Genomic DNA, 24183 nt, shown 5'->3' with positions numbered 1-24183 from the left:
CTGCGCTATTTTGGCGAAACCATGCGCATTAAACCTTCTTGCGTCGCAGATGCCACTAGCTCACCTTTCTGATTGAAAAACTGCCCTTTAACAAAGCCTCTGCCACCGCTGGCGCTCGGGCTCTCTATGCTATAAAGCAGCCAGTCATTCAGATCCAGTGGTCGATGGAACCACATAGAATGGTCGATCGTCGCCATACGCATGCCAGGAGTCAGAAAGGAGACCCCGTGAGGCTGCGCTGCCGTGACCAGAAAGTTGAAATCCGACGCATAAGCCAACAAATATTCGTTGACCGAAAAGTCTGTTGGCACTTGGCCATTGGCCCTGATCCACACATAGCGTTTAGGCTCTGTGATTGTCGATACCATAGGATTACAGGCATCGACCAGACGCATCTCAATCGGTGCATCTGCCATAAATTTTTCCAACATTTTAGGTGGCACTTTATCTTGAAGTGCCATGGCCAGTTCCTGCTGGTTCAGTAAACCCTCAGGGCCAGGTACATTAGGCATTTTATCTTGATGATCAAGCCCCTGTTCAAACTCTTGAAATGAACAGGTCATGTAGAAGATAGGCCGACCTTTCTGAATCGCCTTGACTCTTCTTGCACTGAAACTCCCACCATCACGCATGACTTCAACATCATAAACGATAGGCAGTTTCTCATCACCGGCACGAAGAAAATAGGAATGCAAAGAGTGGACCTGACGTGATGCCGAAACAGTCTGTTTGGCTGCGCTTAAAGCCTGCCCCATCACTTGACCACCGAAGACATGGCCGAAGCCTAAATCTTGACTCTGACCTCGAAATAGCCCCTCTTCGATTCGCTCTAAAGAGAGTAAAGATAATAGATCATTTAATACCTGACTCACTGCATGCCTCACACACCTAATCAACAGCCACACAGCTTAACTCACATAATGGTCTTCAAGCCAGAGTTTTACTGAGTGAGGAGGGGGAAAGCCGCCCTAGTGACACACAAGCTAGATACAGCTTATCCGTTCATTCTTAGAGCTTAGAGAGTCTGACACCAAACTAAGCAAAAGATTCCTGTCATAGACAAGTTTTCATTCAATTGTAATATGACGCTCGCCTGCTCCTCTCTTGGCCCAGGCGAGTATTTGATCCTCACCACTTCGGTGTAAGTTAACTGGCTGCGCCTGATATATCTGCTGCCAACTATCTTGTATCGCCTCAGGCTTACATGCCTCGGCAGGTAAATAACAAGACTTGAACTCGGTAAATTGACCGTGACTGACACTCCCTGCCGCTGTGAGTAAATGCTGACCCGTAGGCGCTTCTGCACCGCAGAGGAACATCATGCTCGCCGTGATTGATGATTTAGAGAAAAGCGGCTTTACCGAAGATGCGAGTCGATTTGCTGTCATTGGAGTCAGGGCGTGGGGCGTTAAGGTGTTGACCTTAATATTGTGATCAACTCCTTCGAGGTAGAGGCTGTTAACTAAACCTATCAAGCCCATCTTGCTGGCACTGTATGAGGTTTCATGCATATCGCCATACAAACCACTGGCCGCACTGATCATTACCACCCTGCCATAGCCTTGCCGCTTCATCTGCGGCCATATCGCCTTGGTCATGTAGAAGCTACCATTAAGATCGGTATTTAACTGATGCTGCCACATATCGACAGTTAGATTATCAAAGTCGCAGGGAGCATGAATTCCAGCATTATTGACTAGAATATCGATACGCCCCCAGTGACTAATGATCTCCGCCACGGCCTGTTTGACGCCGGCGAAGTCGCTGACATCTAAGTTAAATAGCATAGATTGCTCACCCAGCGCTAGCACGGCTTGATGGCTGCTCTCTAACCCAGAGCTGACTCCAGTCTTATCAGTACCAGAGTCAATCAATGCCACCTTGGCACCACGCTCGGCTAAAGCAAGGGCATAGGCTCGACCTAAACCCGATCCCGCTCCCGTTATCACAGCGACCCTATTATCAAAACGCATCGATACTTTTCCTCAATGAATAGCCTCTAAACGAACTGTAAACATGGATAAATTAAGCATGTAAATCAGTGTAAAACTATGACTCCTTCGGCTGAACCGTCTTACCCAGCTAACTTGTCAAGTTTAAGTATAGAAGCATATCTATTGGGTCATTTCTTTGAAGCCGATAACAAAATCCGATTCCTTTTAAACATTTATCCTTAATCTTGATATTTAAGCCGAGTCACGTTCAATAAGGCGATCGCTTAGAGTCCTTCATCTTGATATGATATGACCATTAATAGCCAGTGGGCATCTGCATATAGATGCTCCCCCATAAGAATCGAATAAATGAACCCTTGGATTTTGGCCATAAGGCCTCGTACACTGCCGGCGGCAATTGGGCCTCTCTTGGTAGGAAACATATTAGCCCTCAAATTAGATCAGTTCAGCTTGTTAATCGCCTGTACATCTATGCTTTGCGCTATCTTGTTACAAATTGCAGTTAACTTGGCTAATGATTACTTTGACTTTAAGAGTGGTGTCGATACCGAAGAACGTTTAGGACCGGTGCGGGTGACCCAAAGTGGCTTGCTTACACCAGAAAAAGTCCGCAACGCCATGGTGCTTAGCTTGATACTGGCGCTTATCGTTGGCTCATATCTCATCTACCATGGAGGTTGGCCCATTGCGCTGCTTGCGATTGCCGCCATTTGCGGTGCTCTTGGCTATAGCGGAGGTCCATACCCGCTGGCATCTCACGGTTTAGGTGAAGTGGCGGCCTTTGTCTTTTTCGGTTTAGTGGCCGTGGTTGGCAGTTATTTTCTACAAGCAGGTGAAACCAGCACAGCGGCCTGGATATTAGGCAGTGCAATAGGCTGCTTAAATGCGGCGATAATGCTGGTAAATAACACCCGGGATATTGAAACTGACGCCAAAGCGGGTAAGCAAACCTTGGCCGTTCGTATGGGGGTAGGTCAAGCAAGAGTAGTCTATCAAGCCTTGGTTTACTTACCTTTCGCGCTTATTATTGGCAGCTTCTTTCTCGGTTTTCTACCTGGCACCCCAGTCCTACTCGCGGGTTTTTCATTGATATTAGCGCGTAAACTAAGCAGTGATTTTAGTGTGACTTCAGGAGAGGCGTTAAACCCGTTACTCGGCCGCACCGCTAAGCTCACCATGATTTTCAGTGCCTTGTTTAGTATTGGATTATTCTTTGTCTAAGAGTCATGCTGACGAATGTCTGCTGAATAGAGGCGCTTTATGCGCCGCTAAGCTTAGAAGTAGGATTGTGATATATGACCTGTAACAGCTGCGAATCATCAATTTTCAGGCAAAAACTGGGTCGCTGTAAGGCTTGTATGTGGCAACTGGCAATATTGTCAGTTATAGCCTGGCCCTTGTGGTGGTTTCTCTATAGCGAACGAGTTTCTCATGTCGAGTCCATTGCCCTACTGTTTTTTTGTATCAGCTTCACAGGGCTTTTGCTGCTTCACCTCTTGGTGCTTGGTTATCGTTCACTTACACACAAAACTTAAACTCTCTACTTTAATGCAAGGCTTCACTCACAAGTTCCAAAACCGCTGATTGTAACTTGTCGCTAATCTCGAAGAATCTGGGACGAAGTGCAAATTCATCATGTAAGCAGCTGTCTCTCATTTGCAATAACACAGACAAAAGCGCTTGCTTGCCCGATATCTCAGCATCATCACTTAAGTGTTTCGCATTCACTGACAAGAGATCGTCCACTAGGCAGCCAAAGGCTCTGACCTCTATGGCTTGCATCGCTTCTCTTTGTAGCTGAGGTAGGACAGATAGATCCGACGAGGCACCGAAATCACCAAATAGCATCTCGGCATCAGCATTAATCATGGTGTTATGGGCATAAAGATCCCCATGGCTCACAGCTTGACTGTGCAGATGTGTCATCGTCGCCGCCATCTGTAGCACGACTTTTGCGATTTGTGACACGCTAAACTGAGTCCCGGACTCGAAGGTGTCTCGCGTACAAGTCACCAGAGATGGTGGTAAACCTAAGTTAAAGAAACTCGGCGGGATCAATTCCATCACCAGACCCAGATGCTCTTTTTCGTTTATCTGAGAGATGACTTTAATAAGGTTAATATGCTCGCCCGCCTGCAAACAACAGGCGAGTTCATCGGCAGGATAACCATCACTGGTGACCTCCCCCTTAAACAGTTTTATCGCAATCAATTCTGGCGTGCCAAGTAACCTGACGGGTTGACGATTCCACTTGCCCTTATAGATGACGCCGGATGCTCCTTCGCCAAGTTGCTCGGCTAAGTCGATATCTGTCATCTTGACCGTGAGCATCTCTGGTACAGCTAAGGATATTTTATCCATGGAACTAAGCTTATTACCATCAAATGCAAGCCAAGCAAGTTTTGGCAATTGCAGTAACCAATCGGGCAAATGAGTAAGCTGGTTTGCAGATAAACGTACTAGCTCTAGATTTTTACAATTGGCCATCGACTCAGGCAGCGACGAGAGACGATTCCCTGCCAGAGCGAGTTTCTGTAGGCGATACAGTAGCCCCATGGAATTAGGCAGAGTCTCGATTTTATTATCAGTTAAAATCAACCAGCGAGTCTGCACTGGCAACGCATCTTCATCGACAGTGCGAATCTTATTCGCTTTAAAGCCTATCATCTCAAGCTTAGGGCAATCGCCTAACACCTTAGGCAAGGTTTCAAACTGATTGTTTGAGAGAAACAGGATCCTGAGCTGAGTCAGCCGACCCAAATCATCGGGTAAACTGGATAAGCAATTATTAGAGAGATCCAACACTTCCAATGTGTCAGCTAAATCGAAGATCTCCTTGGGGAATTCAGTTAGGTTTTCGGCTAACTGTAAACGTATCGTCAATGTTAACTGTCCATTTTTAAGTGCTGCTAATGTTTGCAAACCTGATCACTCTACTTAATGCTGAAAATAGCGCGACATGATATAGCATATCTTCATCTTGAGAAAGGGATGAAAAATGCACTTACCGATCCACCAGTTCCTTCTTCAACCAGCATCGACTATGCCCTTTCGGATAATCTGCTAACTCACCAAACACCGAATAACCAAGGCTCTTGTAAAAATCCACAGCCTGAAAGGTAAAACTAGTTAGGTGAGAGTGAGTGCACTCGAGAGCAATTGCTTTATCTTCAATCGTCTCTAGCAATTTCTTACCGAAACCTTGCCCTCGCAATGACTCACTCACCCAGAGTGAATCAATCCACAGCCAGCCCCAATTATCACAATTACCTTGTACCCCGCCCAATATTTCTCCCTGCTCATCACGCAATAAGAAACACAGTTCATATCGACCCGTTTTGCCCACTTTGGCGCTAATGGCTTTCTCTATCCCGTCCCACAATATTTGCTGTTCATCTTGTGTGAGCGTTTCTTGAAAGTGTATCTCGTGGTTCATGGGTAACTTGCCTTTTGTTACTTTCTTGAAATTGAACCTAATCATTCAAGCTTGGAAAATCAAATAACAAAGAGAAACATGACGATAATTCAACTTAATAGCCTGATGCAGTTAATAAATCAGGAGAAAAATCGCCATTAGTGCTCAGCTAAGTAATCCATCGAAACCTAATGTATGGCATTACTTACGGGATGCGGGTAAAATCGCCCCTCAAAAAATGATAATCGAATAATTGAGTGAGTTAGTCTGGGATGAGTAGAAAAATTGAGTTGTTAGCGCCTGGCGGTGACGTTGAAGCAATAAAAGCCGCTATTGTTGCCGGTGCCAACGCCGTCTATTGTGGCTTAGACACATTTAATGCCCGTAATCGTGCCGCCAACCTTTCATTTGATGATCTCTGTGGCATCTTAAGGCTCGCTCATCAGTATGAATGTGAAGTGTTCCTGACTCTGAACGTGGTGATATTGGAGCATGAACTACCGGCACTATTTAAGTTACTGAATCAATTAGTCAACACCAGCTTAGATGGCATCATAGTTCAAGATCTCGGTCTGTTTAACCTGGTTAAGAAGCACTTCCCGACTCTAGACATTCACGCCTCGACTCAGCTAACCACACATAATGAAGGCCAGATACACTTCCTCAGCAGAATCGGTGCTTCACGCGTCAACCTATCACGAGAAATGAACTTAGGTGAGATAAAGTCACTCACGGCTCTGGCCCATGAACATGATATGTTGACCGAGGTCTTTGTTCACGGCTCCCTTTGTATCGCCTTCTCGGGCCAATGTTATTCGAGCTCAGTCAGCGTCGGTAATTCAGGTAACCGAGGCCGTTGCAGTCAGGCTTGTCGAGATGAGTACGAAGAAACGGCTGCGGGCAATAAATATCCTTTAAATCTAAAAGACAATTCAGCCTATTTTGACTTACCAGAGTTAGTCGATGCTCAGGTCGACTCACTTAAGATTGAAGGCCGCATCAAGGGTGCACACTATGTCTACACAGTAGTCGATAGCTGGCGCAAGCAGATCAACCAGTTTGTTGATACCGGTAAGTTACTCGAAGATGACACTAACCTGTACAAGGTCTTTAACCGTGATTTTACCAACTCATTCTTGAAGGGTAATCTCACTAAAGATATGTTTATCGATAACCCTCGAGATAACAGTGTTAACCATGCGGTAGAGAAACAAAACGCCATCTCAGTGGTGCAGATCCAAGCAGTAAAGCAAACACTCAAAACCGATAAAAATGAGCTGGGTGCCAGCCTTGAAGATAAGATCAAATATCTTAATATCGACAAGATGCTCCTCAATTTAAGTTTCACGGGTCAGTTAGATCAACCGTTCTCCATACAGGCAAGAGTCGAGACCATTTCGAATCAGGTCGAACAAGACAATCAAATTCAAACATTCTCAATTCAATCGGATTCCGTACTGCGTGCCTCGGATAAATCGCCATTAGACGCAGAGGCACTGGAGAAACGCTTCAGAAGTTTCAATAACGCCGATTATGTCATACAGGATTATGACTTCTGTGAATTGTCTACTGGCCTGAGCATTCCATTTAAAGAGCTGACGGCGCTAAAAAATAAGCTAGCCTTTCTACTCAATAACTCGGTGGATGTGATCCCACCCGTCGAGCTACCAAAACTTCAACAGCATGCCAAAGTAAACGAAAAACCAGGCCTCTCTTTGTTGATTTGTGATGAGAAAGATGCCCACCTCGGCGATGTTACCGATGCGGACATCTACTTTAAGTTGCCCGAGAGTTTTAAGAAAAACTGCGATAAATATATCGAGCTATTGCAGCGTAACCCGAGATTCATCCCTTGGTTTCCGGCGGTATTGATCGGTAAAGACTATATCGAAGCCGTGAGAATTCTTGAAGAAGTTAAGCCCGCACGTATCGTCAGCAATAACACCGGCGTTGCCTATAAAGCGTTCGAGATGGGCATCGAGTGGATAGCAGGACCGTTTTTAAATACCACTAACTCCTATGCCCTTAGTACCCTTCAGGAAGACTTGAACTGTGCTGGCGCCTTTATCTCTAACGAGATTAATCGTATGCAGATAAGGAACTTGAAACGTCCGGCAGGGTTTAAATTGCTTTACAGCATCTATCATCCCATTTTGATGATGACCAGCCGCCAATGTTTTTTCCAGCAGACTGTAGGCTGTAACAAGCCGAGTATCGAAGATGGCTGCATGCTCAAATGTGAGAAAGCCACCACGATAACCAATGTCAAAGGGATCTCATTTGCCGTCGATAAGCAAAAAGGCGGTTACCCGAGCATCTATAACGACGAACAGTTCTTAAACTTGGATGTGATCAATGACTACTCTAGCCTGTTCGATGAGTTCTTTATCGACTTGACCGATATCGGCTCAGGCTCTAAAGCCAAGCTGGATAAGGTTCAGCTTATTGAACATTTTGAAAGCCTGCTACTAGGCAGTGAAGACGCTAAGGTTCAGCTAGATACCATGGTGACCGTATCGACTCATGCTCAATACAGACAAGGTCTGTAACCGATTAATATCATAATTTAGAATAAAGTAGGAAGAGCAACCTATCTGTATTTATCAAGATAGGCTGCTCTTTCTTTGATAAGCCAGTTTCCTCATTCCCTCTGCACCTATACACTTATTCGCCTATAATCGACCTAAATATTTACCGATTAGTATTAAAGAGCCGATAATACCCATGAGCCAGCTCCCTTTACCTACCCTATATTCACTGCAGCACTGCCCCTATGCCATGCGAGCCCGCTTAGGCTTGTTACTTGCTAAGCAAAAGGTGATGCTCAAAGCCGTAGTCACTAAAAATAAATCCCAGGAGATGCTAGCTTTCTCCCCCAAGGGCACGGTACCCGTGCTGGTACTTGAGGATGTGATAGAGGATCGCGGTACGAGTGTGAGTGGAATCGAGGTTAAGGTTAAGGTTGAGGCCGAGAGCGCAAACAAAAGAAAACCGCCAAGGATCATAGATGAAAGTGTCGATATCATGCTTTGGGCACTGAATATAAACGACCCCGATGATCTGCTGTTGAGCCAAACACCTGAAGCGCTACCCATCATGCTCGAATTTATCAGCTATAACGATAAAGTATTCAAGCCGTTACTCGAGCAATATAAAGATGCCAAACGCTACCATAAAGACACCGAAGCCGATTTGAGAACAGAGTGCGAGTCATTTATACAAGCCTTAGAGCTACGCCTGTCACAACATCAATACCTAATGGGCGACAACCTAAGTTTACTTGATTTTGCACTACTGCCCTTCGTGCGTCAGTTCGCTCGAGTCGACCGTCATTGGTATTTGCAATCTCCCTACCCCTTACTTAGACAGTGGTTAAAAGACCATTTAAACCGGCCGTTGTTTTCCAGAATGATGAAAAAGTTTCCGCTCTATTCAGAGACTGGAGAAGCGTATCCTTTTGGTTAAAAAATATGTAGCTCGCCTGATTGATGTTCCATGTAAAGTGCTATGCAATACCAATTCCATTAAATTTATAATCAATTCAGAGCTCTCTCAGGGCTTTAAATTCAAGGCGCATTGTTGAAGAAATGGTTATTTCCTTTTGAGGCAATGCAACGCAGAAGTGGAAGTCCTGAGAAGCTCACGTAGTGCGGGTTTAAAAACACTTTATGCTGCGTAAGTGGCTCTCGATATACGACTGCATGGATGCTGGAGGTAGAGCAACGCAGGAGCTTGTTGCCGAGAATAACTATTAGCTTCAATCCCCTTACTTGCCTACAGCGTTTTTAACTCCCGCTGAATGATCACTTACTTAATGGAACTGGTATTAGATACAGCAATGCACATACCGACCAGCTAATATAAGCTATTCCTATCAATTGATCGTCTGTAGAGGCATACTGATATAGTTATGCATTAACCTCTAGCTTGAATAAAGGTCACTGCGTAACCTCAGCCTTAGGTTGGCTCAAACTAACTTTAGGTTTAAGAGTTTACCTCAAAAGGAAAGTATTATGAGTAAAGGTCAAGACAGTAAAAAAAATGTCAAAAAGAAACCACTTTTAACAGCAAAAGAGAAGAAAGCAGCAAAGGCTGCGAAGAAAAGTTCAAGCAATTCTCTAGCTCATTAAGCACTAGATGGCCATCAATATTTTTCGATGGCCTTATTTTTACTCGTCAAAAAATCAACTAAAGAATTCATTCTTAATAGACTGCAAGCACCTAATCTTCTTAATAAATACAGGAAATTCTCTTCAGAAGAATCCTTCAGAAAATTTATTTTTCAGGAGAAAGCCGCATAAATCAGTCGATGACGGCCTTAGTCGCCTTCTTCATCACACTGTCATGTTTTTTCGGTTTGGCCATATCCACCGCTTTACCCGCAACGCCCTCATCAGGTAACGCTTCATTCACCGCTTTAGTCGTAGCGTCTTTAGCCGTTTCGGCAGGAGAGCATCGACCTTTAACGCCGACAGTGGCATTTGCAACTGCACTTTTGGCGGCTTTCTCAGGAGTACAATCCGGATTAACGATTCCAGCACTGGCTAACTGAGAAAAACTCAACATTACACCCACTAATACCCATTTACATACCTTGTCCATCACAACACCTCGAATACGAAAATAAATTGAACCGAATATCATATTAGCACCGGGCCTTACGGCTCTCAATAAAGAGACTTTAATAAAGAGATCTCAAAACCAAGATATCCGGCTCAGACTTTCATTAAGGTCAAAGCCGAAGTCAAAACCTAAGTCAAATCTGCGCTCACGAATCTGACCCTCTAATGTTTCCAGCTGGTATTTCTCAAGCTGATTTAGCTGAGTTAAATTTGATTTATTTCTTTGGTAAATGACTGAATGAGTTTAAAATAACCAAAAATATTAAGGATGATACTCATGAGATTTTATCGGTTAAATTCATTGACTCTGGGCCTAATGACCAGCTTGTTCTTAACAGCTTGTGGCGCTGGTGATTTGAATCCCCCCCTCATCACCAGTAGCTCAGTGCCAGATGATGATATCAAGGCCATTTCAGCCAAGATAGAAGCCAGTTATCCCAAGATGGATAAACAGCTTAAGCTGCAAATATTAGATGTGGCGGTTAAATCCATGGAAGACATGGTGTGGATTGAAGGCGGCAGTTTCATAATGGGCGATATTCGAACCCCTTGTGACATTATCGATAAAGGTCGCATGGACTGGACCCCTGAGGCAACATGTTATAGCAACTTCATCTCCAGAAAAAATGGCGCAATTTATCAGCACAAGGTCACACTGGATAGCTATTCATTGGCCAAATATGAAACCACACATTATGGGGCCGATGCATATCGTTTAGCCCATGGCATAGAGCTTGCTCGTGCCGAAGCTCGTGTATTGTATGAGGGATTAACTCAACGAATTAAAAATGATCCCTCGCCAACGAAACGCTGGCAAGAAGCCAAAAACTACTGCCTCTGGCTGGGCGATCTCACTGGCTACAAGTTTGACTTACCTACCGAAGCCCAATGGGAGTATGCGGCGCGCAACCGCGGAAAAAATATCTACTACGCCACCAACAATGGTTATGTGCAGCGCGTCAATGGCACTTATTATGCACCTGAGTTAGGCCGCCATGTCGACATCCTCCCCGAGGAGGTCAATTACGGCTCAGGATTTGACGAGGTCGGTAGCTGGCCGGCTAACCCATTGGGCATTCACGACCTGTCCGGCAACATGGAGGAATGGGTTAATGACTGGTTCTCGGCGGATTATTACCAACACTCACCAGAAGATAATCCTCAGGGGCCGGAAACAGGCACCGATAAAGTGGTCAGAGGAGGCCAAGGTCTGGTCGTCACCACCCGCGCCTTCAGCCCAATAGATCCAATTGATAGTAAATATACTTTAACAGGTTTTCGCTGCGCAGTGCAGCAAAGCACTCCTGTGATTGAATAATATTACCCTTTACACATAATATGTATCTCCCGGCTGATATCCGTGTAGCCGGGCTATTTGCTGGCCGATTTGTTTTTTGTTAGGACTATTTCTATCACGCATCTCACTTCGGCTGCGCACTTGGTACACTTTAGGTAATTGAGGTGCGCTGCTGGCTTGAACATTGGCGCATCTTAGCGCAGCTAAGGCATCGAGCCAGACATTAAAGTCATGCTGTTGGTGTCTATCTAAGATGGCATTGATGCGGTTTAAGTTCGCAAATAAGGCTTTATCTCCCGATACCTTAGTGCCTCTGACATTCATGCAGGCTAAGCTTTCTTCGAACTTACGCCAACTCTTGATGCTAGTGCTCAGCAAGAGATAGATGGCCATTTCCTGTTGCTGCTCCCAGTTAAACCAGAAGGTTGTCACTAGGGTGTTGAGTAGCATGCCGATAGTTTCCGGTGGTAACAAACGTGGAGGTATGCCGGCGTAATGTTCCTGATTAATTATCCGCTCGGCAACCCGCAAAGCCTCGGCTTCCTGATACTGTTGCGATTCCCAATAGCGAACTCTCTCACGCCACCAACCATCAATAGCAGTCGCTCCTGACATCACCGCTTGTTGCAAATAGAACTTGGGATTTTTGACCAGTGCGTTTGTTTCATCCAGTAGCTTTTGCGGCACAGCGAACGCATAGTAACTGGCACGTTGCAAATATTCATATGCCAGAGGGTCAATATTATCGAGCACGTGATAATCCACCACCTCGAGTGCGCCCCATATCACCTTGACGAGTTCCCAGAGTTTTTCAAAATCCACGGTAGTACCAAATCCGCCACTGCCACCAGGGCCCCAGACTAGACGGCCCGAGCAATAGAAGTAAAACTGCCCAGATTCCAGAGCCAATTGAAACTCGCCGCCAATCCCAGCACCAAAGGAAATGTTACCCTCGGCCTTAATTTCAGCCAGGGCACTGAAATTGGTGGTAGCAATATCATCGGGTGATTGCCATTCGAGTGCACCTGCAACCTGGCCGCCCGCTTGTACTCCAGCAAAACCTTCCGCTTTTACCCCGAGGCCACCTGTCGCATTGGTGGGGGCAAGCTGAGTATTGGCTGATAATAAAATCCCAGCCCCCGATGCCTGCTCTTGATTACTGAGTTTTGCCTCACCATTGACAATCACTCCCGCAAAACAGCTCAAGGTCACGCCGACAGAGGCGCGAAAGCAACCAAAGGAATAGAGTGCGGTTTGTTTGTTACTGTCGAGATAAGCCAAGGTTAAGGCATAGCCTTTCTCATAGGGCATAAAATACTTGCCTTCCACCTTGCCTTCGGCCAAAGAGAAAGTGGCATCACCGCCGATACCAATATCCACTTTTCCTTCACTGGGTTCAAAACTGGTCTTAACGCTGGCTTGAGCCGAAAATCGCAGCAACTGCGCTTCTGCGCTAACTGCAAAGCGGGTATCCCCATCCTCATTTACCCACAACTTTTTAGTACCTTTCCACTCCTTCCATTTCCAGCCAGGGTGTGCCCACTTCTTGATATTGCCTTCTAACTTACCCAACATGCCATTGCTTTTATCTTTGACCAGGCCCTCACGTATATCCTCAAACATCGCCTGCTGTATGCCAGCTACATCACGATTAGCTATCAACTGACGTAATCGGGTCTGAGTCGGATTTGTTCGCCAAAATCGTCTTTCACGCTCAAGAAACTCCGCGCGGATATACACCAATCGATTTTCACTCACCAACATGATTTCGATGATGCCTCTCTGGCTAGGGCGGGAACTGAGCTGTCCACTCACGTTACCGAGGTTATCGAAGTTAACGCCTTGCTTAGCTGAGCTTTCAGGTGAAGGTTTACTGGGCACTTGCGCGATGAGTTTTTCTATCTCTGTATCGATACTCTTGAGTCGCCGGCTCCGCAGCGTTGCCATCGATGACTCTGAGAAAAAGGGCACATAATCAGCAAGCAACTGACGCGTACGACGTAACTCGGTAATTTTTGCCACCAGGTACTGTTTATTTTGTGGCTGAATAGCTGAAGACTGGGTTGCCCCCTTACTTGACTCAACACCAATGGCCCCGGCGTGCACCGCTTTAGCGACCCAAGCCTGTTTTCGGCTCAGATGTTGTTCAACATCGGCTTCGCTGGCTTCTTTGTTATCGGGCGCTTTATCTAATACTGCTCGGTAATCTTCAATGAGCTTGTCCATAGTGGAAATTTCTTGCTTGAGCAAGGTCTGGGCATGCTCATCAAGGACGTAATAACCATCAGGCTCACCACCGGTTAGAAATAATACATCGCAGGCATCCATCCCCTTACAAGCAGGTTTGCCCATTACACAACCAGGCTCTACAGGACGCACTGGCTCAACCGGTTCAATGGTCAGCTCAGGCTCCGCCGGCTCAAAGGTGCTCGGCAGTGTTACGAGCTCGCCAGGATAAATGACGTCTGGGTTTAATTGATATTGCGGGTTTAACGCTAACAGCTCAGGAAAGGCAATATTTTGCTCAATGGCGATGCCTAATAGGGTATCGCCCTGTTTAACGGTATAGGTGGTAGTCATAATGAGTGGTTCCGTTATCCTGAATGTACAGAAGGTGAATGGGCAGTACTTTGCTGCCACTGGGTTAACACTTGCTGCATTGCCTCACCCTGTTGGGCAGTCATTGTCCAGCGGATAACATCTGAGTGTTGAGAGGGTGAGGAGGCATTGGCCACAGAAGCGGATAACCATTGCTTGTCAAACCAGATGAATGAGGTGATACCTTGGAAAAAATGTTGTTTATCTGTCGTGCTCATCACCATCATCAAAGGCAGCAGCATTCTGGGTTCATAAAATCTGAACAGGGCAAGGTTTTGGCCGCTATTAATGGTCAGGCATTCAGCCAGCAAGTCAGCTAGCGCTTCAAAACTCAGGCCTGATTGAATAAAACAGCCAATAGAGAACCGCTGGCTAGCGGATTTAATCCGGCTTATGAGCTGCGTCCGCTCAGCAAGCTCAATCAATAGCGGCCCTTCTTCGGCCAGTGATTGGTAAGGCGTATCAGAAAACAGGGGAATAGACCTTGCTGAAGTGCCCTCCTCATACAACCATTGGGTAATATCCGGACACAATAGTGGCTCTATAATGGCGTATTGTGCACTGTCGATACGGGCCGCGCTCTGCGTGATGTCAGCCTGAACTAAGTCGAGTGTATGCTGCATGTTTGCTCTCCATTGCAGTGGCAAAGCTCGGTGACTAACGCCCCCTTTTGCAATATCGCCGGGTAATCCAGTACCGTGACGCTTTCCATGCTGGCAGCAGCCAGCGTCAACTCATCACTCTCTGGTAATATTACAGCATCAACATACCCCGGCAGTGCAGCTAATTGCCCCGCATAACCACTGCCAGAGCCTGCACTACCGCCAGAGTTTAGATTGACGGCAGGCCCCACCAAGTGCACACCAGCAGGATCTACCTTAAGGAAGCTGCCACCTACTTTTAGCGTCAACTCTGCACCAGCCTCGATGACAATTTTAGTGCCCGCCTTAAGATGCACTTCAGTGCCGGCTTCCAATATAGATTTTTTGCCTACTTTCTGTTGTTGGCTACCGTCGATATTGATGCTGACATCTTGCTTCACAAGAGACCGACTATCTCCTTCAACGGTGAGATGGTCATTGGTTTTAATGCGGGTAAAGCGCTCATTTTCAATGTCCAGATGGGCATCGTGTTTGATGTGTATGCTCTGGTCATGTTCAACTAAGGTATTAATGTCCTTCTGGGCATGGATATATATTTCTTCCTGGCCAGCCTCATCTTCGAAGCGCAGTTCGTTACTGCCCTCGCCCTTATGGGTTTGAGTCTTCAGTACGGTACGGGTCTTATTAGCAGGCAGCGGGTAAGGCACTTGATTGGCACTGTGAAAAGTACGCCCTGTAATAATGGGTTGGTCGGGGTCACCCTCTAAGAAACTGACAATCACTTCATGACCAATTCTGGGAATGGCCATCATGCCATATTGGCCACCGGCCCAGCCCTGGCTGACTCGCACCCAACAGCTGGAATTATCATCGCTATAACCATAGCGGTCCCAGGGAAATTGTACTTTTACTCGGCCAAACTCATCACAGAAAATCTCTTCATCCTTAGGACCGACCACTGTCGCACTCTGGGGACCTGTGACCAAAGGTTTTGCATTAGGCTCTGCTTGCCAGGGCGCATTACCTGGAATGGCGGTGAATGTGTTGCTATAGGTGGTGACGGCTTGAGTATTGGCTTCTTCCGCCGCAGCGCCTTGCTCACCTTTGTGCGTCACGGTCACCATGAGCCAGTCACGATTCAGCGCCACATCACCATGCTCCATCAGATCAAACTTGCTGCCGCTGACGGCCTGCATGAGGTTGCTTTTGCCCGAGGCCACTTGTGCATCTCGGCGCAGGAATTCCTGACGAACTTGCGTGAAGGGGATACCACTCTCATCGTCTTTATAACGCCCGGGATAATCGAAGTGTTCGTAATCGAGACGTTGAAAATCCAGCGGTTTTCCCGTACTGGTTTGCAGGAAGCTGTATTGGGGCTTCTTGAAGCTGTTATCTTTGAGCGTGACGCTGGCAGGCTTTATTTGGTGCTGGTAGCTAAATGAGCTAATGAATGGCACTTCTGCAGCGCCGCCATTGACCGCGTTATAGGGGAATGGCGCGTCTACATGAGGCTGCTTAGTGGTGCTGTCACTGAACACCAAGGTATGACTCTTCTCACTGTGCTGAAAATAATAAAACAAGCCCACTTCTGCTGCTAAGCGGGAGATAAAGTCGAAATCAGTTTCCCGATACTGGACACAATACTCACGCACCTGCGACTCTAATCTGGCATCACAACTGAACGCATAATCCTTAATCCCCATTTCGGTGAGGAGCGTGGCTATGATACTGAGCACGCTTTTTTGCTGGAATATGCGACTATTTTGCCTGAGCTTTAATCTTGATAGTGCAGGCACTAAGGTGATGTGGTATTGGGTATGATGATTTCCCGTGTCAGCTTTACTGAACTGACTGACAATGCCGTGCACCTGACGTTGCAGCTCACCGCTTTGATACCAAGTAAGCAACCCCGTCTGGTCGACAATCGACTCAGGCGTCAAATCATCCAGTCGGCTCAGCAAGGTGAGCTTGACCTCAAAGGGTGAGGATAACCCCTCTTTAAAATCAAACGCTAACACCTCAAAGCTGTCATCACTCACGCCTTCGGCGCTAAAGTGGTAACGCAATCCATTTCCAACAGCAATCATCGCAACATCCTAATGCAATTTAAGGGGTGATCCCCTTCCAAAGGACCAACAAAAGAAGGGGAGCGTGTCGAGCAGCAAACTATAATGCAGAGAGCGCAACTCGACGGGGTGTTCAGCGCCATTTGAAAGGAGTCAAAAACAACGCTGAACATATCAGCCCTCAGGCTCAGGGTACCGACCCTGAGGGCAAATCTGGGTTGAAGTTAAATCTTATGCTTCAATTGGCTTACGCCAGTCATCAGCACCAGAGGTACCGGCAGTGACGTGATCCCAATCAATCTTGCGATAAGCCATAGACACTGTGAGTAGCTGGGTAAAATCTGCTTTACTGCTGTCCTGGCAATGAGGCATATGACATTGAATGTCGATAATGGTGGCGCCTTCAAGCTTGGTGCTGAAGAAATGTTCCTGCTTACCCTCAACTGAGGTGCGGTACCACTTGAGCTCCACTTCTGAGATTTTCTCACCTGACGCCAGCGAGTTGTACATCAAAGGAACGGCTTTATTGAGTGCCACAGTGAACTTAAAGGGCTTGTGGATACGCTGACCAGAAGGCTGTCCTGATTGTGGGTCTGTAGGCACAGTGACAACATGGTCAAATTGCTGAACCAGCATCTCATCTTCATGACCTTCGACAAAAATGTCACCGACGGAATCGGCAGTGAAAGCACCTGCTGTAATGTGTCCCTGGGTCTGTCCTTTGATGGAGATATAACATGGAGTTGGCATTGGTTATTCCTTTATTAACAATAAATTAACGAGAGCGTGTGGTGGCCACCCGCTAATAAAGCAAACACCATGCCAATTGCATAACCCGATGAATTTACAGAACTCAGAAAAATGGGGGATGTTGAGTTGGGCAAGATATGGCCCAGACTTGAGCAAGATCTTGCCCTGCGGGCAATAAATGGCCCAGGTTTTCTGGTGGGAATATGAAGTAAGGGATTTAAAAGTATGATGATTACGAATATATAAAATCTTTAACTGCTGATTGAACTCCCTCAGCTTTCCACTTCCGAATGCAACTAAATAGAATAATCTGCTTTTCTTTAATGACCTCTGGTCATCTTAAGGTTAAAATCCCTCCGTATTTTTCACCCTTATTGATCGTCCGCTTTATCGCACTGACTTCCTCACCAGATATGATGAAGCAAGTTTGCGCTTCACGGCTAAACCTTCATGACAATAGACAAGCAAATGCATTCCCCAGAACATTGTTTTACCTCATTTAAAGCGTCAATCTCAGAATTTACTCTTCCGCAGCGTTTTACCTTTCCGTTTTATTATGAGCCTCATCCTCTGTGTCTGTTGGCCGCAAGCGAGTTGCAGCAACACCTAGAAAACCAGACTGATTGGCAACATAACTTTGGTCTGGAAAGCGACAATACTGATAGCTTAGGCAAGATGTTCGGTGTGCTGTTGGTGAAAAATCAGCAAGGTGAGCTAGGTTACCTGTCGGCTTTTTCCGGCAAGGTAGCGGATCAAAACCTGCTGCCACACTTCGTCCCTCCAGTATTTGATATGTTGGCTAAAGACGGCTTCTTTATTCCCGAGCAAGACAAGATAAACCTGATAAACGCTGAGATCACAGAACGTAAACGCGATCCAGAACTGGCGCATTTGCAATCTATGTTAGCCGATGAAACTCAACTCGCTGAAACGCAGATAGCCACCCATCGTGCATCTATGATTGAGAATCGTAAACAGAGAAAGGCGCAGCGTTTGGCGGGTGAATCCCTCGATGAAGACGCCCTCAAACTACTCGGTATTCAGATGAGTAGAGAGAGCGTGCAAGATAAGAACCGCTTAAAGGAGCTAAACGTCTATTGGGATGAACGACTGGCTGCCGCTAAGCTAGCCCATGGCCAAGTGAATAAACGCCTGTCGGCCTTAAAGCTTCAACGTAAAACCATGTCCGCCGCCCTGCAACAACGTCTGTTTGATGAGTATGGATTTTTAAACATAGAGGGTAAGCAGAGAAGCTTAGGTGATATCTTTAAAGGCACCATACATAAGGTCCCACCAGCAGGCTCAGGCGAGTGCGCCGCGCCTAAACTGTTACATTACGCCTTTAAACATGGAATGACCCCACTCGCCATGGCCGAGTTTTGGTGGGGAGTCGCCCCAAAATCGGAAATAAGACAACATAAGAACTACTATGGGGCTTGTCAGGGAAAATGTCAGCCAATCTTGGGGCATATGCTTGAGGGTCTAGCTACCGATGAAAACCCGCTACTGACCAATCCTGCCGAGGGTAAACAGCTCGAAATTATCTATCAAGATAGAGACATGTTAGTGGTCAACAAGCCCGCAGAATTCTTGTCTGTTCCGGGTCGAAACATAGATGATTCTGTATATTCACGAATTAAACTGCTTTATCCTGAGGCTACGGGCCCACTTATCGTCCACAGACTCGACATGTCCACCTCAGGCTTGATGGTAATAGCCCTCAACAAGGCGGCCAATAAGAGCTTGCAGAAGCAATTTATCACTCGCACCGTTAAGAAGCGTTATGTCGCCCTGCTAACCGGTGAATTAACCCAAGATGATGGTATCATCAGTTTACCGCTTCGCGGCGATTTCGATGATAGACCCAGGCAACTGGTATGCTTCGAACATGGTAAGCCAGCAGAAACCAAATGGCAGGTCATTTCTCGGCGCGATGGACGCACTAAAGTGCACCTATATCCCAAAACGGGGCGCACCCATCAACTTAGGGTTCATAGCGCTCACCCCCAAGGCCTTAACATGCCAATCGTCGGTGACGATCTGTATGGCAAGAAGAGCCAGCGATTACATCTCCATGCCGAGTTATTGGAACTCAATCATCCTACAACACGTGAAGCTATGAGTTTTAGCGTGGAGGCAGATTTTTAATCGTCATTGCTATGAGCTAACACGCACAAAAAAGGCTTCCCATGGAAGCCTTTTTTACGCTTTGCAATAATTAGCAAGGAGATACCAAGAGTCAGACCTTAATCAAGTCTCTGGCAGCATGGCTCCAGTTGAGGTGATACTTCTCACCCGCAGGCTTATCGGTGCGCTCAAACGTGTGGGCACCGAAGAAGTCTCTCTGTCCCTGTAACAGGCTAGCTGGCAAGGTTTCACAGCGATAACTGTCGTAATAGGCCAGAGCCGAACTGATACAAGGCACAGGAATACCTTTTAGTACCGCCGCCGATACAGCCTTACGCCAATCCAGTTGTTTCTCAGACAGGGCAATGCTGAAATCATCGGCCATCAACAAGTTGTCCAACTCAATGCCATCATTCGCTGCAGCTTGATAGGCTTGAGTGATAGATTGCAGGAACCTGGCTCTGATAATACAGCCAGCACGCCAGATTTTAGCAATTTCGGCGAAATTTAACGTCCAACCTCTGTCTTTCGCCGCCATGGCCATCAGCTGGAAGCCTTGTGCATAACAGGCAATCTTGGCGCAATAGAGGGCATTTTCAAGCTGGTCAATAAAAGCATCACGCTCATCAGCGGTTGGCTTTTCAGCCGCTGGACCTTTTAGCAGATGACTCAATGTCTGTCTCTGCTCTTTTTGGGTACTGACGGCGCGGGCATAGACGGCTTCGGCAATCGTTGGGGCGGGGCAACCTATCTGCAAGCTGCTAACCGCAGTCCAGAGTCCTGTGCCCTTCTGCCCTGCCTTATCGAGGATCATCGAAACCAGAGGCTTACCAGTAATAGGATCGGCCTGTCTCAAGACTTCCGCGCTGATCTCCATCAAGTAGCTATTCAGGCTGCCTTGGTTCCATTTATCAAACAGATCCGCAATCTCAGTCGTCGTCATGGCAAAGCCATCACTGAGTAACTGATAGGCTTCACAGATAAGCTGCATGTCAGCATATTCGATGCCGTTATGAACCATCTTCACATAATGACCAGAACCTGCCGGGCCAATATAGGTGGTACATGGCTCGCCTTCAGTGACCGGGTTTCCCGGCTCCTGACGCTCTATGGGCAAGCCGGTTTCGGCATCCACTTTAGCCGCAATCGCTTCCCAGATAGGTTTAATTCTATCCCAGGCCTTGATGTCACCGCTTGGCATCAATGATGGGCCGAAACGCGCGCCCATCTCACCGCCGGATACGGCGCAGCTGAAGAAGACAAATTTCTTCGAGTAACGCGCTTCGCGCTCGACAGTGTCGGTCCACAAGCTATTACCCGTATCGATAACGATATCATCAGACTCGATACCCGCGTCGATGAGTGCATTACACACACCATCTACAGGGGCCCCCGCTGGCACTGAAAGCACCAAGATACGCGGTTTTTCGAGGCTAGATAACATTTCAGAAAGATTATTACAGCCATTGATACGCAAAGGTACTTGGGCTTGCTTGCTGGCGGCGTGCTCAGATTTCTCTTGTTGCACAACACCTTGCACCTTGTCTGAATCTAGGTCAAACGCAGCGACGCTGTATTGGTTATCGGCAATATTAAGTGCAAGATTCTTGCCCATAACACCCAGTCCAATAACGCCGATATCATGTAATTTGGTGTGGTTTTGCATTGATTATATTCCGCAGGTCACAGAGATAATTTACCCTATCTTGTTATTGACTAAAACTCATTCCAGTCCAGAGGAAAGGCAAGAATATTAGCCCCTCTTTTATAAGAGGCTGCTCATCTAAGGAGCATAGACGATAGGTTATATTTTGGCGGAGATTATACAGACTTTGGTAAGTTAATTACTAGGCTTTACGCTTGAATGGCGAATTAGTTTCATGTTTATCAAAAAAACCTACAATGCTAAACACGTTAGCATTGTAGGATTTCCCCTCAGATTAGCAGGCTCACGCTTAAGCAGATCACACTAGGGAGTCCGCATAGCCCATGCGTGTAAGCGTATTGCGAACCAGGTCTAAAGTGTGGGGATCTTCGATAGTCGCCGGCATCTTATAACTCTGGTTATCGGCTATTTTCCTCATGGTCCCTCGCAGTACTTTGCCCGAGCGCGTCTTAGGCAGTTTTTGAATGACACTGACCAGACGAAAAGAAGCCACCGGACCGATCTGCGCTCTCACCAAGGCTATTAACTCTCGATGCAAGTCCTCATCACTTAAGTTTACGCCCTTCTTTAATACCACTAAACCCAGAGGCAACTGGCCCTTTAATTTATCCTCGACGCCGATGACGGCAACTTCGGCAACCGCCTCATGTTGACACAAGACCTCTTCGAAACGCCCGGTAGAGAGTCTATGACCGGCGACATTGATGATGTCATCGATGCGACTCATGATATAGAGATAAGCGTCTTCATCCATATAGCCTGCATCTCCGGTAAGGTAGTAGCCAGGATACATGGATAAATAGCTGTCGAGATATCGGGCTTCATTGTGCCAAAGCGTGGTAAGAGCCCCGGGTGGCAGAGGTAACTTGATCACCACATTTCCCGATTGGCCTGCAGGCACTATTTCCCCCTGCTCATCGAGCACTTCGACCCTAAAGCCTGGCACAGCCAGTGCCGGTGAGCCAGGTTTTACTTGAACCGGCGCAGTCCCCATCAAGTTAGCCGCTACGGGCCAGCCGGTTTCAGTCTGCCACCAGTGATCGATCACTGGTTTTTTCAGCCGCGCTTCGGCCCAGTGTAAGGTATCGGGATCGCAGCGCTCTCCCGCCAGAAACAGGGTTTTTAAGCAAGACAGGTCGACGTCCCTTAAGAAGTCACCATCTGGATCGTCACGTTTTATGGCGCGTATGGCGGTCGGAGCGGTAAAGAAACTTTTCACCTTGTACTTTTCAATTGTGCGCCAAAATATGCCGGGATCCGGCGTACCAATAGGTTTGCCTTCGAACAGGAGTGTGGTGGCGCCCATCAGCAAGGGACCATAGACAATGTAGGAGTGCCCCACGACCCAACCGACATCCGATGCGGCCCAGAAGGTATCGCCGGGAGCAATATCATAGATATGTTGCATCGACCACATGAGTGCGACGCTATGACCGCCGTTATCACGCACCACGCCTTTAGGCTGACCCGTGGTTCCCGACGTATAGAGCACATAGAGAGGATCGGTAGCGGCGACAGTCTGACAAGCTATGGCGTCAGCAGAAGCTACCGCAGTCTGCCAATCGCTATCCCGTCCCTCAACGAGCTCGGCGCTATATTGGCTGCGATTTAAAATGATACATTGCTCGACCTTATGCTGAGACTGAGCAATAGCGGTATCGAGCAAAGGCTTATAGGGCACCACGCCGGATGGCTCGACGCCACATGATGCGGATAAAATGAGCTTAGGTTTAGCATCATCGATACGAGCAGCCAACTCACTGGCCGCAAATCCACCGAAGACCACAGAGTGGATAGCGCCTAAACGAGCACAGGCCAACATGGCATAAGCCGTCTCCGGGATCATGGGCATATAGATGATCACCCTATCGCCCTTTTTAACACCATTTGCATGCATATAGCCAGCAAGACGACTCACTTGAGCCAACAACTCATCATAAGTAATGCCATACTCTGTATCCGTCACAGGGCTGACATACTGAATAGCGACCTGCATGCCCCGGCCTTGCTCCACATGACGGTCGACAGCGTTGTAACAGGTATTGCACTGGGCTCCAGAAAACCAAGAGTAAAGCGGCGCATGGCTCTCATCGAGCACCTTATCCCAAGGCTTATCCCAATGGACAGCCTTTGCCGCATCGCCCCAGAAAGACTCTGGCTCAGCGAGAGATCTGGCATGTAAGGCTCGATGAAGGTCTTGATTAGCTTGCGACTCTACTGCTTCTTTAGGTAACATTTCGCTACCTGACGTACGTTCCGACATCTCCATTGCTCTCCCCTAATACTGATCGGTATGAATCGCTGATATATTAATATTCTTACCTTGAATCCTTAGCCGATTTCTATACACATCTCTTACCGATACTCTGTATATAAAACAGCCAAACCAAATTCCATTATGCTGGCAGCTGCACCGATTCCCATTAGACTTTGGGATAAGCTTTAAGCTGTAAATCAACGAGTACCTAGTCTTAGATGTAGACTCCATGCGCTTAGGGACTCGCACCTCAAGCCTAGCCTCTCTAGTTAAGTGGCACATTTGCTTGACGCTCACCCGCGCAATTGAGATTAAAAATTCAATGTTCAAAATGGCCATTACCTTTACCTTTACGTAAACTTCATATATCGTTCTGGAAAAGTTAAATATTATGGTGTTTTTTATGAGTGAAAATCAGAGCCCCCAGACAACTTACTCTATTAGTGATCTTTCGAAAGAGTTTGATATTACGACGCGTAGTATCCGTTTCTATGAAGATCAGGGCTTACTTAAGCCTAAGCGTCGTGGGCAAACTCGCATCTATGGGCTAAAAGATAGGGTGCGTCTTAAACTGATCCTCAGAGGAAAACGTCTGGGCTTTTCACTCGCTGAGACTCGCCGTCTATTCGAACTCTACGATGCCGATAAGAACAGCAGCTCACAACTTCAAACCATGTTAGATCTCGTCGAAGACAAGAAATCGTCTCTACAGCAGCAGATGGATGACATCAAGGTCGTCTTGATGGAGCTAAATTCTGCCGAGCAGCAATGTAGGACGGCACTGGCACTCCAAGAAAAATAAACACCAGCAATGACAAACCCAAGTTA

The 24183-nt window shown here is 46.9% G+C and carries 18 protein-coding genes; 7 read left to right on the top strand and 11 right to left on the bottom strand.

What is annotated here, in order from left to right; all coding sequences use genetic code 11:
• Positions 1-5: 5 nt before the first annotated feature.
• Positions 6-872, bottom strand: coding sequence for an acyl-CoA thioesterase II (gene tesB, locus FS373_RS01510; RefSeq protein ID WP_144047416.1), 867 nt, complete (start codon positions 870-872; stop codon positions 6-8).
• Between the two features lie 195 nt (positions 873-1067).
• A complete protein-coding gene (locus tag FS373_RS01505) occupies positions 1068-1973 on the bottom strand; it encodes an SDR family NAD(P)-dependent oxidoreductase (RefSeq protein WP_152828896.1) in 906 nt (301 codons plus the stop codon).
• A 330-nt stretch (positions 1974-2303) separates the two neighbouring features.
• On the opposite strand from FS373_RS01505, the gene FS373_RS01500 reads away from it, so the two are divergent.
• A complete protein-coding gene (locus FS373_RS01500; RefSeq protein ID WP_144047418.1) occupies positions 2304-3176 on the top strand; it encodes a 1,4-dihydroxy-2-naphthoate polyprenyltransferase in 873 nt (290 codons plus the stop codon).
• A 74-nt stretch (positions 3177-3250) separates the two neighbouring features.
• Entirely contained in the window at positions 3251-3490 is a 240-nt protein-coding gene (locus tag FS373_RS01495; RefSeq protein ID WP_144047420.1) for a DUF3624 domain-containing protein, read from the top strand.
• Positions 3491-3500: 10 nt separating this feature from the next.
• Here FS373_RS01495 and FS373_RS01490 read toward each other — a convergent pair whose 3' ends face one another.
• On the bottom strand, positions 3501-4877 hold the full coding sequence (locus tag FS373_RS01490; RefSeq protein ID WP_152828895.1) for a leucine-rich repeat-containing protein kinase family protein: 1377 nt from the start codon (positions 4875-4877) through the stop codon (positions 3501-3503).
• Positions 4878-4959: 82 nt separating this feature from the next.
• A complete protein-coding gene (locus FS373_RS01485; protein WP_144047422.1) occupies positions 4960-5391 on the bottom strand; it encodes a GNAT family N-acetyltransferase in 432 nt (143 codons plus the stop codon).
• A 251-nt stretch (positions 5392-5642) separates the two neighbouring features.
• Between FS373_RS01485 and FS373_RS01480 the strand changes: the two genes are divergently transcribed.
• Entirely contained in the window at positions 5643-7919 is a 2277-nt protein-coding gene (locus tag FS373_RS01480) for a peptidase U32 family protein (RefSeq protein ID WP_144047423.1), read from the top strand.
• Positions 7920-8094: 175 nt separating this feature from the next.
• Positions 8095-8835: a glutathione S-transferase gene (locus tag FS373_RS01475; protein ID WP_144047424.1), complete on the top strand. Its 741-nt coding sequence runs from the start codon at positions 8095-8097 to the stop codon at positions 8833-8835.
• Positions 8836-9672: 837 nt separating this feature from the next.
• On the opposite strand, the gene FS373_RS01470 is transcribed toward FS373_RS01475, so the two are convergent.
• Positions 9673-10014 (bottom strand): hypothetical protein, encoded by a 342-nt coding sequence (locus FS373_RS01470; RefSeq protein ID WP_227992503.1) that lies wholly within the window; start codon positions 10012-10014, stop codon positions 9673-9675.
• Positions 10015-10269: 255 nt separating this feature from the next.
• Between FS373_RS01470 and FS373_RS01465 the strand changes: the two genes are divergently transcribed.
• The gene (locus tag FS373_RS01465; protein WP_144047425.1) at positions 10270-11310 is read left to right on the top strand and encodes a formylglycine-generating enzyme family protein; all 1041 of its coding nucleotides are present in this window, start codon (positions 10270-10272) and stop codon (positions 11308-11310) included.
• 9 nt (positions 11311-11319) lie between these two features.
• Here the strand turns inward: FS373_RS01465 and FS373_RS01460 are convergent, their stop codons facing one another.
• The 4 genes from FS373_RS01460 to FS373_RS01445 all read right to left on the bottom strand — a co-directional run bounded on the left by FS373_RS01460 (position 11320) and on the right by FS373_RS01445 (position 17305).
• Complete coding sequence (locus FS373_RS01460) at positions 11320-13869, bottom strand: LysM peptidoglycan-binding domain-containing protein (protein WP_152828894.1); 2550 nt, start codon at positions 13867-13869, stop codon at positions 11320-11322.
• A 14-nt stretch (positions 13870-13883) separates the two neighbouring features.
• Positions 13884-14510: a DUF4123 domain-containing protein gene (locus tag FS373_RS01455; protein ID WP_152828893.1), complete on the bottom strand. Its 627-nt coding sequence runs from the start codon at positions 14508-14510 to the stop codon at positions 13884-13886.
• Positions 14489-16576 carry a type VI secretion system Vgr family protein gene (locus FS373_RS01450; protein WP_152828892.1) on the bottom strand — a complete coding sequence of 696 codons (2088 nt, stop codon included), beginning with the start codon at positions 16574-16576 and terminating at the stop codon, positions 14489-14491. The genes FS373_RS01455 and FS373_RS01450 overlap by 22 nt, the downstream gene beginning before the upstream one ends.
• A 210-nt stretch (positions 16577-16786) precedes the next feature.
• Positions 16787-17305: an Hcp family type VI secretion system effector gene (locus tag FS373_RS01445; RefSeq protein ID WP_144047429.1), complete on the bottom strand. Its 519-nt coding sequence runs from the start codon at positions 17303-17305 to the stop codon at positions 16787-16789.
• A 468-nt stretch (positions 17306-17773) separates the two neighbouring features.
• Between FS373_RS01445 and FS373_RS01440 the strand changes: the two genes are divergently transcribed.
• The gene (locus tag FS373_RS01440) at positions 17774-19453 is read left to right on the top strand and encodes an RluA family pseudouridine synthase (protein WP_144047430.1); all 1680 of its coding nucleotides are present in this window, start codon (positions 17774-17776) and stop codon (positions 19451-19453) included.
• Between the two features lie 91 nt (positions 19454-19544).
• Here the strand turns inward: FS373_RS01440 and gndA are convergent, their stop codons facing one another.
• Together gndA and FS373_RS01430 are read right to left on the bottom strand one after the other, a co-directional pair.
• Positions 19545-21098 (bottom strand): NADP-dependent phosphogluconate dehydrogenase, encoded by a 1554-nt coding sequence (gene gndA / locus FS373_RS01435; RefSeq protein ID WP_144047431.1) that lies wholly within the window; start codon positions 21096-21098, stop codon positions 19545-19547.
• Positions 21099-21396: 298 nt separating this feature from the next.
• Entirely contained in the window at positions 21397-23334 is a 1938-nt protein-coding gene (locus FS373_RS01430; protein ID WP_152829090.1) for a propionyl-CoA synthetase, read from the bottom strand.
• Between the two features lie 424 nt (positions 23335-23758).
• Here FS373_RS01430 and FS373_RS01425 point away from each other — a divergent pair, with 424 nt between their 5' ends.
• Positions 23759-24157: a MerR family transcriptional regulator gene (locus FS373_RS01425; protein ID WP_144047432.1), complete on the top strand. Its 399-nt coding sequence runs from the start codon at positions 23759-23761 to the stop codon at positions 24155-24157.
• Positions 24158-24183: the final 26 nt, after the last annotated feature.

Source organism: Shewanella sp. YLB-07 (assembly GCF_009377275.1).
The sequence above is the reverse complement of the archived record's forward strand: the minus strand, read 5'-3'. Positions and strand labels throughout refer to the sequence as shown.

What these genes read in the sequence shown, in the direction of transcription:
- FS373_RS01505 (WP_152828896.1), bottom strand. Translation starts at nt 1,973, where the DNA reads ATGCGTTTTGATAATAGGGTCGCTGTGATAACGGGAGCGGGATCGGGT.
- FS373_RS01500 (WP_144047418.1), top strand. Translation starts at nt 2,304, where the DNA reads ATGAACCCTTGGATTTTGGCCATAAGGCCTCGTACACTGCCGGCGGCA.
- FS373_RS01495 (WP_144047420.1), top strand. Translation starts at nt 3,251, where the DNA reads ATGACCTGTAACAGCTGCGAATCATCAATTTTCAGGCAAAAACTGGGT.
- FS373_RS01485 (WP_144047422.1), bottom strand. Translation starts at nt 5,391, where the DNA reads ATGAACCACGAGATACACTTTCAAGAAACGCTCACACAAGATGAACAG.
- FS373_RS01480 (WP_144047423.1), top strand. Translation starts at nt 5,643, where the DNA reads ATGAGTAGAAAAATTGAGTTGTTAGCGCCTGGCGGTGACGTTGAAGCA.
- FS373_RS01475 (WP_144047424.1), top strand. Translation starts at nt 8,095, where the DNA reads ATGAGCCAGCTCCCTTTACCTACCCTATATTCACTGCAGCACTGCCCC.
- FS373_RS01470 (WP_227992503.1), bottom strand. Translation starts at nt 10,014, where the DNA reads ATGATATTCGGTTCAATTTATTTTCGTATTCGAGGTGTTGTGATGGAC.
- FS373_RS01465 (WP_144047425.1), top strand. Translation starts at nt 10,270, where the DNA reads ATGAGATTTTATCGGTTAAATTCATTGACTCTGGGCCTAATGACCAGC.
- FS373_RS01460 (WP_152828894.1), bottom strand. Translation starts at nt 13,869, where the DNA reads ATGACTACCACCTATACCGTTAAACAGGGCGATACCCTATTAGGCATC.
- FS373_RS01455 (WP_152828893.1), bottom strand. Translation starts at nt 14,510, where the DNA reads ATGCAGCATACACTCGACTTAGTTCAGGCTGACATCACGCAGAGCGCG.
- FS373_RS01450 (WP_152828892.1), bottom strand. Translation starts at nt 16,576, where the DNA reads ATGATTGCTGTTGGAAATGGATTGCGTTACCACTTTAGCGCCGAAGGC.
- FS373_RS01445 (WP_144047429.1), bottom strand. Translation starts at nt 17,305, where the DNA reads ATGCCAACTCCATGTTATATCTCCATCAAAGGACAGACCCAGGGACAC.
- FS373_RS01440 (WP_144047430.1), top strand. Translation starts at nt 17,774, where the DNA reads ATGCATTCCCCAGAACATTGTTTTACCTCATTTAAAGCGTCAATCTCA.
- gndA (WP_144047431.1), bottom strand. Translation starts at nt 21,098, where the DNA reads ATGCAAAACCACACCAAATTACATGATATCGGCGTTATTGGACTGGGT.
- FS373_RS01430 (WP_152829090.1), bottom strand. Translation starts at nt 23,334, where the DNA reads ATGTTACCTAAAGAAGCAGTAGAGTCGCAAGCTAATCAAGACCTTCAT.
- FS373_RS01425 (WP_144047432.1), top strand. Translation starts at nt 23,759, where the DNA reads ATGAGTGAAAATCAGAGCCCCCAGACAACTTACTCTATTAGTGATCTT.